This window comes from Sphingobacterium sp. LRF_L2 (genome assembly GCF_965644235.1).
Taxonomy (GTDB): Bacteria; Bacteroidota; Bacteroidia; order Sphingobacteriales; family Sphingobacteriaceae; genus Sphingobacterium.
Genome location: NZ_CBFFRI010000003.1, coordinates 280,520 through 294,897, shown reverse-complemented (window position 1 = coordinate 294,897; position 14,378 = coordinate 280,520). Strand labels below are relative to the sequence as shown.

Sequence of the window (14,378 nt, the reverse complement as noted above, 5' to 3'; positions counted from 1 at the left end):
AAGTATAGTTTCTTTTACTTCAGGAGTTCTTGGATATCGTCTGTAGATAATGACTTCATAAAGCTTTCTTCTGTTGTAATTAAAGCAGATGAAAGAGCCTTTTTGCGGTGTTGCAGTGCGAGTATTTTTTCTTCTACTGTATCCTTGCTAATAAATTTGTAGATAAAGACGTTTTTTTTCTGTCCAATGCGGTGGGAGCGGTCTATAGCCTGCTGTTCGACGGCTGGATTCCACCAAGGATCTAATATAAATACATAATCGGCTTCTGTGAGATTTAAGCCAACACCTCCAGCTTTTATCGATATAAGAAAAATATTTGTATCACTTTTTTCTTTGAATATAGAAACAGCCTCCGCCCTGTCTCTCGTGCTTCCGTCCAAATAAGCGTAGGCTATTTTTTTATGATCAAAATAATCCCTAAATAATTTAAGATGTTTTACGAATTGTGAGAAGATAAGAACTTTATGACCTTCCGATGAAATCGATTCCAGCATCTCAATAACAGCGTCAAATTTTCCCGAAGGAATATGGTCGTGCTCTTCCAGCATACGTGGGTGATTCGCGATTTGGCGGAGCTTTGTTAATCCCTGTAATAAGACAATTTGATTTCCTTTACCATTTTGTTTCAGCGCATTATCAAGTAAAGCATTGCGGTATTCCGATTTGATGCTTTCATATAATTCTGCCTGTTCTTCAGGCATTTCACAATAGATTGTTTGCTCGGTTTTAGGAGGCAACTCCTTCGCCACTTGGTCTTTTGTGCGTCTTAAAATAAAGGGTTTAATGATCGCCTGTAAGCGAGCGGCTTTGGCTTCGTCTTTCTTTTTTTCTATAGGAGAAACGAATTCTTTTTGAAAATAACTGTAGGAGCCTAAAAGCCCAGGATTGGCAAAATGCATTTGGGACCAGATATCGGCTACAGAATTCTCCACAGGGGTTCCGCTCAGCGCTAATTTATGCCGGCTTTTTAAATTTTTAATTGCTTTAAAAGATTTGGACGTCGGGTTTTTGATATGCTGGCTCTCATCAAGTATGATGTAGTTGAAGAAGAATTTGCCTAACAGAACTTCGTCACTTCGTACAATACCGTACGTGGTAATAACAAGGTCAAAATGCGAAAATCCGAATGAATCTTTGATTCTATTTGTCCCTGTATGTAAAAGTATACGTAGGTGTGGTGCAAATTTTTCTGCCTCTTTCTGCCAGTTGTACAAGAGAGATGTCGGAAGTATAAGCAGGGATACTTTTGCATGTTCCGTTTGTTTCAGCGCTTCTTTTTGTTGCTGTAGCAAAGCTAAAGTCTGTACCGTCTTTCCTAAACCCATGTCGTCAGCCAGACAGCCACCGAATTTATAATCCTGCAAAAAGTGAAACCAATTATAACCTGCACGTTGGTAAGGGCGTAATTCTCCTTGAAAAGAATGAGGGAGTGGGGCTTCCGTAATTTGGTCAAAATTTAAAAGCTGCTCAAGTTTTCTATGAAAGGAAACTTGGGTATGTTCTGTTATCTCATAAAGTAGTCCAATATGCTTTTTATTTAGCTGTAGGCTATCTTTTTTGAGGGTAAACTGGAATAAATGCTCATATTGTGCAAACCATTCTTCCGGTATGATGGCTATTTCTCCATTCGGCAAGGTAAATTCCCGGTTTTTGTTCAGTATATACTCTCGAAGTTCGATGAAGGGGATTTCGTAAGGACCAAAAAAAGCAACAGCTTTGATGTCAAACCAATCGTTCCCTTCCTCGACAGCTATTTCCAACGAAGTTTTACCAATGAATATACGTTTATCTCCTTTCGCTTGTATGATATTAAATCCTTCTTGGAGTAACTTTTCCTGATAATTATTTAACCAATCGATAATAGACAGGCTTTCTTTCTCAAGGATATAACTGCCAAATAGTGCATCTTTTTTTCTTAAGCCTAGCGCTTCGAGAAAGCTAGCTTGTTTTTGTTCCCATAAGAGGGATCTTTTTATTCGATGAAAAGTGTAGTTGTCCTCCTCCTCATGGTATTCTAATCGGACCGTTATGGGATGGTTACTTCCCGAAGAGAATTCGTAGGAACCATAGGCAAATGATAGTTGAATGAAGGACTCACCTGTAGCAACATAGAATAATTTGATGAGTGGAGTAGCACTCTCTTTGTGGGTACGGATTTCAAATCCTTCGGCATAGACGTGATACCGTTCAATCAAGTTGGTGACAAATGTTTCGAAATATCTTTTTTCTGTTGCTCTCGCTACAGAAATATAGCGTTTGCTGAGAAAAGGGCTCAACTTCTTCCCATCTATATCCTGATCGAAATGGTACAACGTGTTCTCGACAAGCAACCACGCTTGTTTATTGATGATGACCTGTGCACCCTTATACATAAAATCCAGCCTATTCCCTTTGTGCTTCAGTGTCGGAAAATAGCGTGTTTCTTCTTCATTTCTGCGGAAATGAAATAAGATAGAGCAGGGGTCTTCGGCAATATGGAGCTGTTGTTCGGCGGGATAACCATCCTTACTCATCAAAAATAAGGGCTTGTCAGAAATGCTTTCGAGTACTGTCAGCATTTTTTTATCAATCTTGGGACGGATGTAATCGAAAATTTTTTGATCGAAGATTTTACCAAAAAAGTCGATAGGGCGCATCGCTTTTTTGTTATAACGTTTGATGATATTTGTCTGTTCAATTTCATCAAGAAGTTGTATTAGCTGATAATCCTTTTCGTCCAGTGCGGCCGCAAAGTCACCAATAGTGTTGGTGAAAATACGTTTGTAACTCAGTGAATAAGTTCCATTCGGATTTAACTGAACGATGTGGGGTTCGATAAGATAACCTAGGTAAGGATGCTCACCTAGGGAGTAAACCAATTTGAAGGGTAGCTTGCTATCAACTTGTTGCATTAAATTTTCTCGAGCTCTTAAAAAAAGGCTCTAATATACATAAAATGCAGGGAAATATGGCGTTAATATAAAATTTATAAAATTCCCTTGAATACGAATTCGGCAGGCCCTTTCAAACGTACCTGTGTGAAATGTTCGTTGTCCCTATTGAACTGAATAAAAAGTTGTCCGCCTAGCACACGAATTGGAATTTCCAGATCTCCATAACGACCTTCGTCTACGGCTATCGCCATAGCAGCAGCCGTTGCTCCTGTTCCGCAGGCTAGGGTCTCGTCTTCAACACCACGTTCAAACGTTCTTACGAAATAACCCGTAGATTCCTTCTGTATAAAATTTACATTGATTCCTTCTCTTTTATACGTTTCATTGTTCCGAATATCCGCCCCATCTTGAAAAACGTTCTTCTGCGCAAGATCATTCACCAAAGCGACATAGTGTGGAGAACCGGTATTTAGGACATAGGCATCACCGTCTCTTTTTATCTGCGTGACATCAATCATGCCTAGATCAACTTGATTTTCATTGATTTTGGCATCATGAAGTCCGTCTGCTGCCAAAAAGACAGTTTCGTTGTTTATGAGGCCGAGGTCTCTTGCAAATGCAACGATACAACGTCCGCCGTTTCCACACATCGTTCCCTCGTTGCCATCGGCATTGTAATAAATCATTTCGAAGTCGGAATTTTCCGTATATTGAACGAGCATAAGACCATCTGCACCGATTCCAAATCGTCTATCACATATTTTTTTTACCAAAGCGTTGTCCTTGCGGTCGAAAATTCCGTCTCTATTGTCTATGAGGACAAAATCGTTTCCTGCTCCTTGATATTTTGAAAAATTTATTTTTCGGTCCATTTACTTGAAAATATGATTCGAAATTAATATTCTTGTTACAATTCTTTGTTCAATTGTTAAATGATGTTAAAAGCTCTTTTTTAACAGCCGCCTTAACATTTTTTAACTGCCAAAAGTAAACAAGCCATTTTCAATGGTATTACATTTGACTAACCTTTTAGACAAAGTAAAACAAAATATTTTTAAGACATCGATAATTACAGTAATTAGTAAAAATGAAAAAAATAGGAGTTAGTTTATTAACAGCTTTCGTTGGAGGTGCGGTAGCTATAGGGGGATATAAAATCTTCGAAAATAAACAGATGGAAAAGATGACCTTCGAGGAACAACAAAAAGTTTTTTATGCGAATAATCCGGGAAGTGAAATTATGGCTTCCACAGGCAATCCAGATTTTACACAGGCTGCTGCCGCGGTTTCCCCAGGTGTTGTTCACATAAAAGTAACGATGACTACACGCGGGTCGCAAGGTAGTGGCGGTTCCTCTCCCTTTGATATGTTTGAGGAATTCTTTGGAATGCCTCAGCAACGTCGTTCTCAGCCGCGTCAAGCCATGGCTTCTGGTTCAGGAGTTCTGGTGTCTCCTGATGGCTATATTGTAACAAATAACCACGTTGTAGAAGATGCGGATAAAATTGAAGTCCAGTTGACAGACCAACGTTCTTTTGAAGCAAAGGTAATTGGAAGGGATCCGGACTTTGATTTGGCGCTAATAAAAGTTAACGCAGCCGACCTTCCTTTTGTGAAGTTTGGAGACTCTGATAATGTTCGCATTGGGGAGTGGGTTTTGGCGGTGGGATATCCGTTGAGTTTGCAGTCGACAGTTACAGCAGGTATTGTTAGTGCTAAAGGCCGTCAGATAGGTATTTTGGGAGAGCAGGGACAGGGCACTCCTTATGGATATGGACAATCTGAAGAACCCATTGCGCGTACGGCTGTAGAATCGTTCATTCAAACAGATGCTGTAATTAATAAAGGAAACAGTGGTGGTGCGTTGGTTAATGCGAGTGGCGAACTGATCGGTATCAACGCAGCGATTGCTTCACCAACTGGCGTGTATGCGGGCTATGGATTTGCAATACCTGTTAATCTTGTTAAGAAGATTGTAAACGACTTCAAGAAATTCGGAACAGTTCAACGTGGGTATGTAGGTGTTAATTTTGTCGAGGTAAATGAGGCTGTTAGAAAGCAATATAAAATTGATGATGTCAATGGTTTGTATGTTGCAGATCTCGTTAAGGATGGAGCTGCTGCTAGTGCCGGTATTCAGAAAGGTGATGTGATAACCAAAGTGGAAGGTAATAAGATTTATTCTTCTTCCGACTTGCAAGAACGTGTCGCTAGACTCAGTCCTGGAGATAAGATAAAGTTGACCTACAAACGTGAAGGTAAAGAAAAAGATGTTACAATTACGTTGAAAGCGCAGGACACGAAAAAGGCTGGAGAAGATGCGGAAAGCAGCAAAAGCGCTACGGAGATATTCAATAAATTAGGTGCAAGTTTTACACCAGCCTCAGACGCACAGAAGAAGAAATTCGGTGTCAACTCTGGAGTGGTGATTACACAAGTTCATCGTGGAGGTATGTTTGAGTATTTCGGAATGGAAAAAGGACTGGTAATTACCAAGGTAAATGGAAAACCGGTAAATAATGTAGACGATGTGGAATCTGCTCTAGCGAGTACGAAGAGAAATATTGTACGTATTACTGGCGTATCGGAAAATGGAGCTGTAGAGTTTAACTTCCCGATTGAATATTAAAAAAATATATGGTTGATTAGAAGAAGGTGGATCAGATTTGATCCGCCTTTTTCCTTTTATAAAAATACAGAAAAATACAATGAAAATTTTAATGGTTTGTCTAGGCAATATTTGTCGCTCACCCTTGGCACATGGTGTGTTGGAGCATCTTGTAAAGCAAGAGGGTCTGGATTGGGAAATAGACTCTGCGGGAACAGGCGATTGGCACATCGGTCAAGGCCCAGATAACCGTTCTGTGGCGGTTGCACGAAAATATGGTGTAGATATTTCGTCGCAAAGAGCGCAGCTATTTGATAGAAAGTTTTTCGACTTGTATGATCATATCTTTGTTATGGATGAAAATAATTATAGAGATGTCGTTTGTATGACGGATGATCTAGAAAAACGAGAGAAAGTGAAGATGTTTTTATCTGAGGGGGCTGTGCCAGATCCTTATCTTGACCCAGCTCTATTTGAGCCCGTATATCATATGATTGAGCAACGTTGTCAAGAGCTTTTTGGTGAACTACGGGAGGCTAAACACTAAAAAGTTTCCCTTTTTCAAATTCTAACTGTTTATATTTTTCTAATTTTGTTTTCATTTATCGTTTTCAATACACCTTTGGTATATTGAAATATAATTTTTTTTGAATCATGAAAGCATCGGAAGTAAATAAGAAATGGAGTGAATTGCAACGGGTGATTGCCCAGGAGTTCGATATGGAATTGCCAGATATCAAGGTGTTGTTGTTTTTGATCGGTGTTCAAGAGTTAGGCAAGGGGCCACAGACATTTTCGAAGAGACAAAAAGAGGAATTGATGCATATTGCCACTTGTCGTCTTTTTAGTGCGATGGGATTTTATGAGTTGCGGGGGCTTGATGATGATGGTTGGCCTCACTGGGAGCTGATAAAACCCATACCGAATTATACGTTGTTGGAACAGGAATTAATTATGAAATCTCTCATTGTGGATTATTTTGAAGATACCTACACTTTATCTTAAAGAGCTAATATGACCGAAATGTGTAAAAAAATAGCATTACTTGTTTGCTGTGTTTTTTTTGTTGGACTGGGGTTCGCTAAAAAACCGATTTCTCATTATGTGGTAATCAAAACAGAAAAAGGCAGTTGTTTGTTGAAATTATATAACGAAACACCTAAACATCGGGATAATTTTGTGAAACTTGTTCGGGAAGGGTATTATGATAGTTTATTGTTTCATCGGGTGATCAACAACTTTATGATTCAGGGGGGAGATCCAGACTCTCGCTATGCGGTAGAAAAGCAGTCCTTAGGTAATGGTGGTCCAGATTATACGATTCCAGCAGAGATTCAGGATGGGCTTATTCATAAAAAGGGAGCTATTGGAGCCGCTAGAGATAACAATCCTGCGAAGCAATCTTCAGGTTCTCAATTTTACCTTGTACAAGGGCGTGTTTTTTCGGATGCTGGACTTGACTCTCTAGAGCAATTTCGTCTGCAGGGAAAGAAACTGTCCCCATTACAACGGAAGGTCTATACGACAGTTGGAGGGACGCCTCACTTGGATGGAAACTACACTGTTTTTGGCGAGCTGTTAGATGGTTTGGAAGCGGTGGATAAAATTGCATTTGTAAAGACCGACAGGAATGACCGACCTGTAGATAATGTGAGGATGACCATGGTGCTGTTGACGAGAAGACAAGCACTGAATTTAGAGCGTAAAGTGGCTGGTCTATCGCCTAAAGAGGGGTTCTTAACTAAATTTTTTGATTTGTTTTCTTCGAAATATTATTAATGAAAATCATCACCTATAACGTAAATGGCTTAAGGGCTGCATTAAAAAAAGATTGGTTAGGATGGTTAAAGAATACTAACCCAGACGTAGTTTGTTTACAGGAAATTAAAGCAACTGCGGATCAGATACCGGAGATTTTGTTTTTAGAACAAATGGGGTATGAGCACTACTGGTATCCCGCTCAAAAGAAGGGGTACAGCGGGACTGCGATTTTCACAAAGATAACTCCAAAACAAATTGTCTATGGCTGTGGGCATGAAGACTATGATTTCGAAGGCCGGATGATCCGTGCTGATTTTGACGATGTCTCGGTGATGAGTGTGTATTTCCCGTCGGGCACCACAGGCGATATTCGCCAAGATTTTAAATATCGGTTCCTCGATGATTTTCAGCAATATAGTGATAAGCTATTGCTTGAAAAGCCTAATTTGGTCGTGTCTGGCGATTATAATATCTGTCACCGGGCAATCGATATTCATAATCCCAAGTCGAATGCGAATAGCTCCGGTTTCCTACCTGCAGAACGTGAATGGATGGAGAATTTTATAAATTCTGGATATACCGATTCCTTTCGGGAGCTTCATCCTGAGCCCGATCATTATACATGGTGGAGCTACAGGGCTGGGGCTAGAGTTAGAAACTTGGGCTGGCGTATTGACTATAATATGATTTCTAAGCCATTAACCTCTCGCTTGGTTTCTGCAGAGATCATTCCTTCTGCTGTGCACTCTGACCATTGCCCGGTTCTTCTCGAACTTAAATAGATCGTTCCGATACTACTATTTTTTGATTGTTCATGATGGTAGATACCAACTCATGTTCGTCAAGGGGCTTCGTCAGTATGGCATCAAATTGATATGGTGATTCTTCTGTCTGCTCTAAGTGCAGGGTGTCTGCTGTAAAGGCAAAAACCTGTACTTGGTGTTTATACAGTTCCTTGGCCTGCTTGAGGACGTCCCAACCATCAATACGCGGCATCTGTAAATCTGTAATAATGACATCAACTGGTGTTTTCTGGATAAACTGTAGAGCTTCTTCACCACTCTCAAATGCGTAAACAAAAGGGTGTGTTCTAAAGAAATGTTTCAGGTACAGTATATTGATTTTATTATCGTCAACGAGTAAAATTTTTAGTGTTTGTGGCAGATCGGACAATACGTGGTTTTTGGGGAGAATGTGTTGCGTCCTTTTATTCTGAATTGGTATCGTCAATGAGAAGGTCGCTCCTTTGCCCGCGCTACTTTGGAGTGAAATATGCCCATTTAATTGTTCGGAAAGCAATTTTGAGATGTATAATCCTAAACCGAATCCTCCTGTTCTTTGTTTTGGATCAGTCATGTAATACTGTCTAAAAACATGCTTTTGGTGTTCGGGAGAGATGCCAGGACCAGTATCTTTTACCTCTATAAGGAGAATTTCGTCACTGCCACGTTGTTTTATGCGTGCGGATAGCGAAACGGTACCCGTTTCTGTGTACTTAATCGCATTACTTAAGAAATTGGAGACGATCTGTTTTATTCTAAAAGCGCTGCTGTTTATCTCCAGTAGCTTGTCAAGGCTGATTTCGCTCTTTAAGGAAAGTCCTTTTTTGCGAGCTTGATAAGCATGTAATTGTAGGATGTCTAAAAGTAAATGATGTGGAGAGAAGTAGTCATATTGCACTTTAAGGGCGCCGACCTCAAGTTTGCTGATATTTAAAATGTCGTTTACAGAACTGTTAATCACTGCAATCTCATGGGCCGCGGAATCTAGGTATTCAGGGTCAATAAGATGCGTTGTGTTATTTTTTCTTAATATTTCTATTATTCCTAAAAGGGAGTTGATCGGCGATCGGACTTCATGACTAACACTGGCCAATACGGTTGTTTTCTCTTCTGCAACTCGATCGGCATACTTCTTTTCTTCTCTCAAACGTCTTTCATAGTTAGAGACATTGATCTGATAAAAAATAACTAGAATGATCATCACGAGAATCAAGGATAATGTTACAATAAGCTGGCTTCTGAACTGTTTTGCATTTTCTTTATAGAGTGCGAGATCTTTTTCTTCTGCTTTTTTGATTACTGTTAGCTCATAATCTTTAATATGGTCTATTCCTGCTTTTAGGTTATTTAGGAGTCCATAATTTGCCTGGATGAGTTCTCTTTCTTTTTGTCGAAGTATAGAAAAACGCTGTTTGAGTCTAGCGAAATTGTTGCGGTAGATATATTCATGCTGAACGATCAGATTTTCAATATTTCGATGTAATGCCTCTATTTGTTGTAGGGAAAAATTTTGCGTTAGCGAGTTGGCAACAACGGTGTCATTTTTTGCCTTAAATATACGATTAAACAATTTTTCCTTTTTTTTCACCACAGTATCTTGCATCACTTGATTGAAGGATGTGTCGTTCAATAGTTTGCTTACAACAGAATCAGAAGAGGGCAAGCTGGCAATCCTTCCATAATTGCTGGGTGTAAGACGTAAATTAGGTAGCGAATCTTTTGCTAAAAACACAAGGTCATCGACGGTCTTTTTTAAGGATGCAAATGCTTGTGCAAGATGGTTTTTTCTTTCGAAAGCAGTTGCACTTTCGAGCAGCAACTTATTTGTCCCTGGAAGGTTGGATAGAGAATCGACGTAATATTTAATCGTGTCAAGTTTGTTTTTGTAGCTATGATAAGCTTGTTGATCGAAATCAATAGTATATAAGCGAAAAAGATTGTCTGCTTCTCCATATGTAGAAAAGAGGCCGTGTAAGGCTGCAGAATGTCCTTGTCCTAATGCGTACGCTGTGTTTAAGCGGTTGTTAATTTTTGTATACTCTATGTATTGGTAAACAAAAGACGCGCTCGTGTAAACAAAAAAAGCAACTAGAGCTGCAATTAATATTTTGCGCAATAAAAATGTTTTTCTGCTTATCTTCTTCACTCGGAATCTAATTATTATAGACTAATAAATTTTCAATAGCAATCTTGTCTTCGGTTAGACTTTGTTTTACTTAAGCGAAGTCGAAATTATCAAAATGAAAATAAAAAGCAAACAAATGAAGCTTGAATAAGAGTTAAATTGCTGAAATTGTAGTGATTCGTTTACAATATCTTGATATTAGGAACGGTGTTGAGCAACAATATATTGCGAGAAGTACCTTCGTTGTAAAATCAGTGAGAAACGATTTAAGAGCTCGTGAAAGTAGCCGAACATTTCGCTGTTTCTTCAACTTTACAGGACGCAAGTGTAACGCCATATTGCTGCAATTGCATTGGCCCTATATCCTCTACAAGGTAACGGGCAATGTTTTCGGCCGTAGGGTTAAAAGGGACGATTACCAGGCTCTCTCCAGCGATATCGAGAAGCTGAGGGAGTAACTCATCTTCTTTCCAAATTAGGAATTTATGATCAAAATTGTCTTCGAGCCATTGACATAGCGTATATTTAATAACCGAAAAGTCGACCACCCTGCCAATTTCGTCTAATTGATCTGCCACAACGGTAAAATGTATTCTGTAATTATGTCCATGTAAAAAACGACATTTTCCTTCGTGTCCTACGACGCGGTGTCCGCAGGAGATGTCATGGTATCTTTCGGCAGCAATCATGGAGCAAAGATAAGAATAGATTGATAGCATTACTAATGCAAAAAAGCATTTTGCATAGCCTGAAAATTAGTGCTGCAAAATGCTTTTTTAAGATGTGGAAGTACCTATTTTAGAAAGATTAATATCTTAATAGACGCCCTGGGAATTGAGATGTGTTTTCCAATGTGAGTTGTTGCATTACCTGATAAAGTTGAGCTTTGAACATGTTGATGGTATGATCACCACCTTCGTTGCCTAATGCACCAACGCCGTACATAAATGGTCTTCCCATAAAGTTAAAGTCAGAGCCTACTGCATGTGCTCTGCCTAAATCTACACCAGAGCGTATCCCGCCATCGAGCATAATTTTAACCTTCGCTTTATAGCTTGGGTTTTTAGCTAGATGAATTAAAGATTGAATAGAAGACTCGCCAGCATCGATCTGTCGCCCACCATGGTTTGAAACAATAACACCATCGACGCCCGTACTAATCGCGGCTTCCATATCTTCATCTGTTGCAATTCCTTTTAATACTAGAGGGCCTTTCCAGATGTCGCGTATCGCTTTAACTTTTTCAATATTTACCTTTCCAGTGAAGGTACGGTTCATAAATTGCCCCAATTGAGTTAGATCGAGGCCTTTTTCCATATAAGGCTTTAGTGTCGCAAAGGAAGGGATTCCATGTTGTAGTGTTTTGATCCCCCATGTGGGCCGCATCATCGCTTGTATGACATTCGATATATTCATCTTTGGTGGCATCGATAAGCCGCTTTTGATTTCACGGTAGCGGAGCCCGAAAGAAGGCACATCCACCAGTACAACAAGTACGGGGCATTCTACATCCTTCAGCCGACGCAGAATATCATCGCGAAGTCGGTCTTCCGTTGGATGATACAACTGAAACCAAGCTTTTCCGTCAGAAACCTCTGCAATACGTTCTATACTACTTGTTGATACCGTACTCAGTGTGTAAGGGATATCGTGTTTTGCGGCCGCTTTTGCTAAAATTTCAGGTGCATTTGGCCACATTAATCCCTGTAGCCCAATAGGTGAAATTCCAAAAGGAGCGCTGTAACGTCTGCCAAAGAGTTCTACAGACATATCAATATCGCCTGCTACATGTAGATATTGCGGCTTGAGTAGAATGTCATCAAAATCATTCTCGTTACGCGCTAAATTTAATTCTTCATTGGTACCACCCTCTAGGTAATCGAAAGCAAATTTGGGGATTCTAGATTTGGCTTTGGCTTTGAGGTCGGCAACTGATGGGTATTTTGAATTATATCGATATAAGATCTTTTTACTCATGTATATCAGGGTTTAAATATAGTTGCCGAAGATACATACTATTCACGAAACTACCATCCTGTACAGGTCGGCAAATTTCTTTCGCCTACTGGTTTGGAGACTCGCGCATGGCCTGAGACTAAAGCAGCATTAGAATCCATGGTTCAAGCAGCTAAGATCTTACGTTCGGCATAAAATAGATTAGTATTATAAAAGAAGATATGGCCTGAAGTATTTTACTTCAGACCATTCTTTTTAAGAAAATCGTCGTATCAATTTTAGGACTTTCATCAACATTTTCTTTTTTTAGTTGTTCTCTTTATAAAAAAACAAGATGAAAAAACTAGGACATTTATTTGTATTTGGAGCGTTGATCAGCATGTTGACAAGCTGTGAAGTCATTGGTGGGATATTTAAAGCTGGTGTATGGTCAGGTATACTGCTCGTGGTTGTTGTTATTGCTCTGATTGTTTGGATTGTGGCTAAAGTTGCGGGAGGAGGAAAGAGATAACCAATTATTTTTATTCCTGTATGATACGAATTTAGACCATGTATACGTTAAATACATAGTGTAACGTCTTTGTGACATGGTGTTTGTTTTTGTTAACAGGTTTTTTACAAAATTGGATTGGTGTCTTGCTGTGGGCTTCTTAGCTTTGTATAGCATGTTAACTAAATTGGTCCATTATCTTGTACTGCTCTGCTATGTCAATATTCTTGCTTATGAAGGAGGTGCAGACTATTACTTGGCAGATAACAGTTATTTGTTAAATGGTGAGTCTATTTTAGAGTTTGTATTGGACGATGTTCTTGATATCCCAATAGATGAAGAGGCAGAAAGTATTGAGTTGCGATACGACGAATATCGTGCGATGCCGTATCAGTATTACCTCATGCCGCTGTTTGTTCTTGCTGTTGCCTTCCTATTTCACCTAACAGTAGTAGAGCAGCGGAAAAAGCATCCTGTTTACGACGCAAAAAAAAGACAAATTATACCCGGTTACTATACTTTCCTGTATAGGTTAAAGCCATTCTAATATCCTTTCCCAATAGTTTCCTAATTCTTAGTATACCTTTGGTTGCTGCTCTAATTCGATGAATTAGATAGTTGCGGAGGTGTTTCCATCTTATTATTTATTTAAAAACATAACATCGTACATGAAGACAGTTACATTTGTATTGCCTTTTCTTGGTTTGACCCTATTGGCAGGTAGTTGCACAGTTAAGAGTACAGAAAATAAATCCGAAACCACCCGTCAAGTCCCTGTGACGGGGCTTACGGTGATGGATACCATTATTTATAAAGAGTATATCGCCGATATTCAAGCGAGTAAAAATGTTGAATTGCGATCGCGTTTAAGTGGTTTCTTAGAAAAGATCTACGTCGATGAGGGGGCTTTTGTCAAATCTGGACAAGTCTTATTCAAGATAAATGATGAGGAATACCGAGCAGATCATGCCAAGGCGGAGGCCACATTGAATATTGCTATTGCTGAGGCAAAGAAAGTAGAACTGGAGAAGGAACGCACAAAGAAATTGGTGGAAAAAAACATTGTTTCCAAGACAGAACAGGAGTTGATCAATGTACAGTATAAAGCAGCACTATCCAAAGTGGAAGAGGCGCGTGCTGTGGTGAATCAGACAGCTACAAAGTTGTCACAAACCTTGATCCGTGCGCCTTTCAATGGAAGGATAGACCGTATTGTGCTGAAAGCGGGCTCATTGTTGAATGAAGGATCACTTATCACTAATATATCTGATCTGAGCGGTTTGAATGTCTATTTTGATATCTCTGAATCGGAATATTTAGACTTAGCAAGTGACTCTAATTTTAACAGTAACGATTTTAAACGAAAGGTAAAGCTGATTCTCGCTAATGGACAAGATTATCCACATACAGGAGAAGCGCATATTGTAGAAAGTGAGTTTGAACCCAATACAGGTTCGATTTCTCTACGAGCGAAATTCCCTAATACAGATGGTCTTTTGAAACATGGAGCTTCTGGCAAAATTGCCGTCCCTGTTTCCACGGGTAGCACAAGGTTTGTTCATCAAAAATCTGTAGTGGAAATCCAGGACAAGACCTATGTATATGTGCTGAATGATGATGAAACAGTAAAAATGCAGCCATTTACCGCAGGTCAAAGGGTTGGGCATTATTACATTGTGGAGGATGGTTTGGATGACGAAAAACAGATTGTTTTCGAAGGTGTTCAAGGGCTTCGCGATGGAATGAAAGTACAGGCTGTAGAACAAAACTAAACATATTCACT

At 39.5% G+C, this 14,378-nt stretch carries 13 protein-coding genes; 8 read left to right on the top strand and 5 right to left on the bottom strand.

Annotated features, from left to right (window positions below; all coding sequences use genetic code 11):
• Positions 1-14: 14 nt before the first annotated feature.
• A complete protein-coding gene (locus ACSZOX_RS07215; RefSeq protein WP_437919184.1) occupies positions 15-2,891 on the bottom strand; it encodes a DEAD/DEAH box helicase in 2,877 nt (958 codons plus the stop codon).
• 74 nt (positions 2,892-2,965) lie between these two features.
• Entirely contained in the window at positions 2,966-3,745 is a 780-nt protein-coding gene (dapF, locus tag ACSZOX_RS07210; protein ID WP_437919183.1) for a diaminopimelate epimerase, read from the bottom strand.
• 215 nt (positions 3,746-3,960) lie between these two features.
• On the opposite strand from dapF, the gene ACSZOX_RS07205 reads away from it, so the two are divergent.
• The 5 genes from ACSZOX_RS07205 (at position 3,961) to ACSZOX_RS07185 (ending at position 8,024) form a co-directional block, all read left to right on the top strand.
• The gene (locus ACSZOX_RS07205) at positions 3,961-5,502 is read left to right on the top strand and encodes a Do family serine endopeptidase (protein ID WP_437919182.1); all 1,542 of its coding nucleotides are present in this window, start codon (positions 3,961-3,963) and stop codon (positions 5,500-5,502) included.
• 79 nt (positions 5,503-5,581) lie between these two features.
• Positions 5,582-6,028: a low molecular weight protein-tyrosine-phosphatase gene (locus tag ACSZOX_RS07200; RefSeq protein WP_437919181.1), complete on the top strand. Its 447-nt coding sequence runs from the start codon at positions 5,582-5,584 to the stop codon at positions 6,026-6,028.
• Between the two features lie 107 nt (positions 6,029-6,135).
• Positions 6,136-6,486 carry a hypothetical protein gene (locus ACSZOX_RS07195; protein ID WP_437919180.1) on the top strand — a complete coding sequence of 117 codons (351 nt, stop codon included), beginning with the start codon at positions 6,136-6,138 and terminating at the stop codon, positions 6,484-6,486.
• 18 nt (positions 6,487-6,504) lie between these two features.
• Complete coding sequence (locus tag ACSZOX_RS07190) at positions 6,505-7,260, top strand: peptidylprolyl isomerase (RefSeq protein WP_437919507.1); 756 nt, start codon at positions 6,505-6,507, stop codon at positions 7,258-7,260.
• The gene (locus tag ACSZOX_RS07185; protein ID WP_437919179.1) at positions 7,260-8,024 is read left to right on the top strand and encodes an exodeoxyribonuclease III; all 765 of its coding nucleotides are present in this window, start codon (positions 7,260-7,262) and stop codon (positions 8,022-8,024) included. Before ACSZOX_RS07190 ends, ACSZOX_RS07185 begins: the two co-directional genes overlap by 1 nt.
• Here the strand turns inward: ACSZOX_RS07185 and ACSZOX_RS07180 are convergent.
• From ACSZOX_RS07180 to ACSZOX_RS07170, 3 genes are all read right to left on the bottom strand, one after another.
• Entirely contained in the window at positions 8,017-10,170 is a 2,154-nt protein-coding gene (locus tag ACSZOX_RS07180; RefSeq protein WP_437919178.1) for an ATP-binding response regulator, read from the bottom strand. The two genes, ACSZOX_RS07185 and ACSZOX_RS07180, sit on opposite strands and share 8 nt — an antisense overlap.
• 245 nt (positions 10,171-10,415) lie before the next feature.
• A complete protein-coding gene (locus ACSZOX_RS07175) occupies positions 10,416-10,868 on the bottom strand; it encodes a 6-pyruvoyl trahydropterin synthase family protein (RefSeq protein WP_437919177.1) in 453 nt (150 codons plus the stop codon).
• Between the two features lie 88 nt (positions 10,869-10,956).
• Entirely contained in the window at positions 10,957-12,126 is a 1,170-nt protein-coding gene (locus ACSZOX_RS07170; RefSeq protein ID WP_437919176.1) for an alpha-hydroxy acid oxidase, read from the bottom strand.
• Between the two features lie 313 nt (positions 12,127-12,439).
• On the opposite strand from ACSZOX_RS07170, the gene ACSZOX_RS07165 reads away from it, so the two are divergent.
• From ACSZOX_RS07165 to ACSZOX_RS07155, 3 genes are all read left to right on the top strand, one after another.
• Positions 12,440-12,616, top strand: a complete 177-nt coding sequence (locus tag ACSZOX_RS07165) for a hypothetical protein (protein ID WP_437919175.1) — start codon at positions 12,440-12,442, stop codon at positions 12,614-12,616.
• A 154-nt stretch (positions 12,617-12,770) separates the two neighbouring features.
• The gene (locus ACSZOX_RS07160) at positions 12,771-13,142 is read left to right on the top strand and encodes a hypothetical protein (protein WP_437919174.1); all 372 of its coding nucleotides are present in this window, start codon (positions 12,771-12,773) and stop codon (positions 13,140-13,142) included.
• Between the two features lie 121 nt (positions 13,143-13,263).
• Positions 13,264-14,367, top strand: coding sequence for an efflux RND transporter periplasmic adaptor subunit (locus ACSZOX_RS07155; protein ID WP_437919173.1), 1,104 nt, complete (start codon positions 13,264-13,266; stop codon positions 14,365-14,367).
• The last annotated feature ends 11 nt before the right edge of the window (positions 14,368-14,378 follow it).

What these genes read in the sequence shown, in the direction of transcription:
- ACSZOX_RS07215 (WP_437919184.1), bottom strand. Translation starts at nt 2,891, where the DNA reads ATGCAACAAGTTGATAGCAAGCTACCCTTCAAATTGGTTTACTCCCTA.
- dapF (WP_437919183.1), bottom strand. Translation starts at nt 3,745, where the DNA reads ATGGACCGAAAAATAAATTTTTCAAAATATCAAGGAGCAGGAAACGAT.
- ACSZOX_RS07205 (WP_437919182.1), top strand. Translation starts at nt 3,961, where the DNA reads ATGAAAAAAATAGGAGTTAGTTTATTAACAGCTTTCGTTGGAGGTGCG.
- ACSZOX_RS07200 (WP_437919181.1), top strand. Translation starts at nt 5,582, where the DNA reads ATGAAAATTTTAATGGTTTGTCTAGGCAATATTTGTCGCTCACCCTTG.
- ACSZOX_RS07195 (WP_437919180.1), top strand. Translation starts at nt 6,136, where the DNA reads ATGAAAGCATCGGAAGTAAATAAGAAATGGAGTGAATTGCAACGGGTG.
- ACSZOX_RS07190 (WP_437919507.1), top strand. Translation starts at nt 6,505, where the DNA reads ATGTGTAAAAAAATAGCATTACTTGTTTGCTGTGTTTTTTTTGTTGGA.
- ACSZOX_RS07185 (WP_437919179.1), top strand. Translation starts at nt 7,260, where the DNA reads ATGAAAATCATCACCTATAACGTAAATGGCTTAAGGGCTGCATTAAAA.
- ACSZOX_RS07175 (WP_437919177.1), bottom strand. Translation starts at nt 10,868, where the DNA reads ATGCTATCAATCTATTCTTATCTTTGCTCCATGATTGCTGCCGAAAGA.
- ACSZOX_RS07170 (WP_437919176.1), bottom strand. Translation starts at nt 12,126, where the DNA reads ATGAGTAAAAAGATCTTATATCGATATAATTCAAAATACCCATCAGTT.
- ACSZOX_RS07165 (WP_437919175.1), top strand. Translation starts at nt 12,440, where the DNA reads ATGAAAAAACTAGGACATTTATTTGTATTTGGAGCGTTGATCAGCATG.
- ACSZOX_RS07160 (WP_437919174.1), top strand. Translation starts at nt 12,771, where the DNA reads ATGTTAACTAAATTGGTCCATTATCTTGTACTGCTCTGCTATGTCAAT.
- ACSZOX_RS07155 (WP_437919173.1), top strand. Translation starts at nt 13,264, where the DNA reads ATGAAGACAGTTACATTTGTATTGCCTTTTCTTGGTTTGACCCTATTG.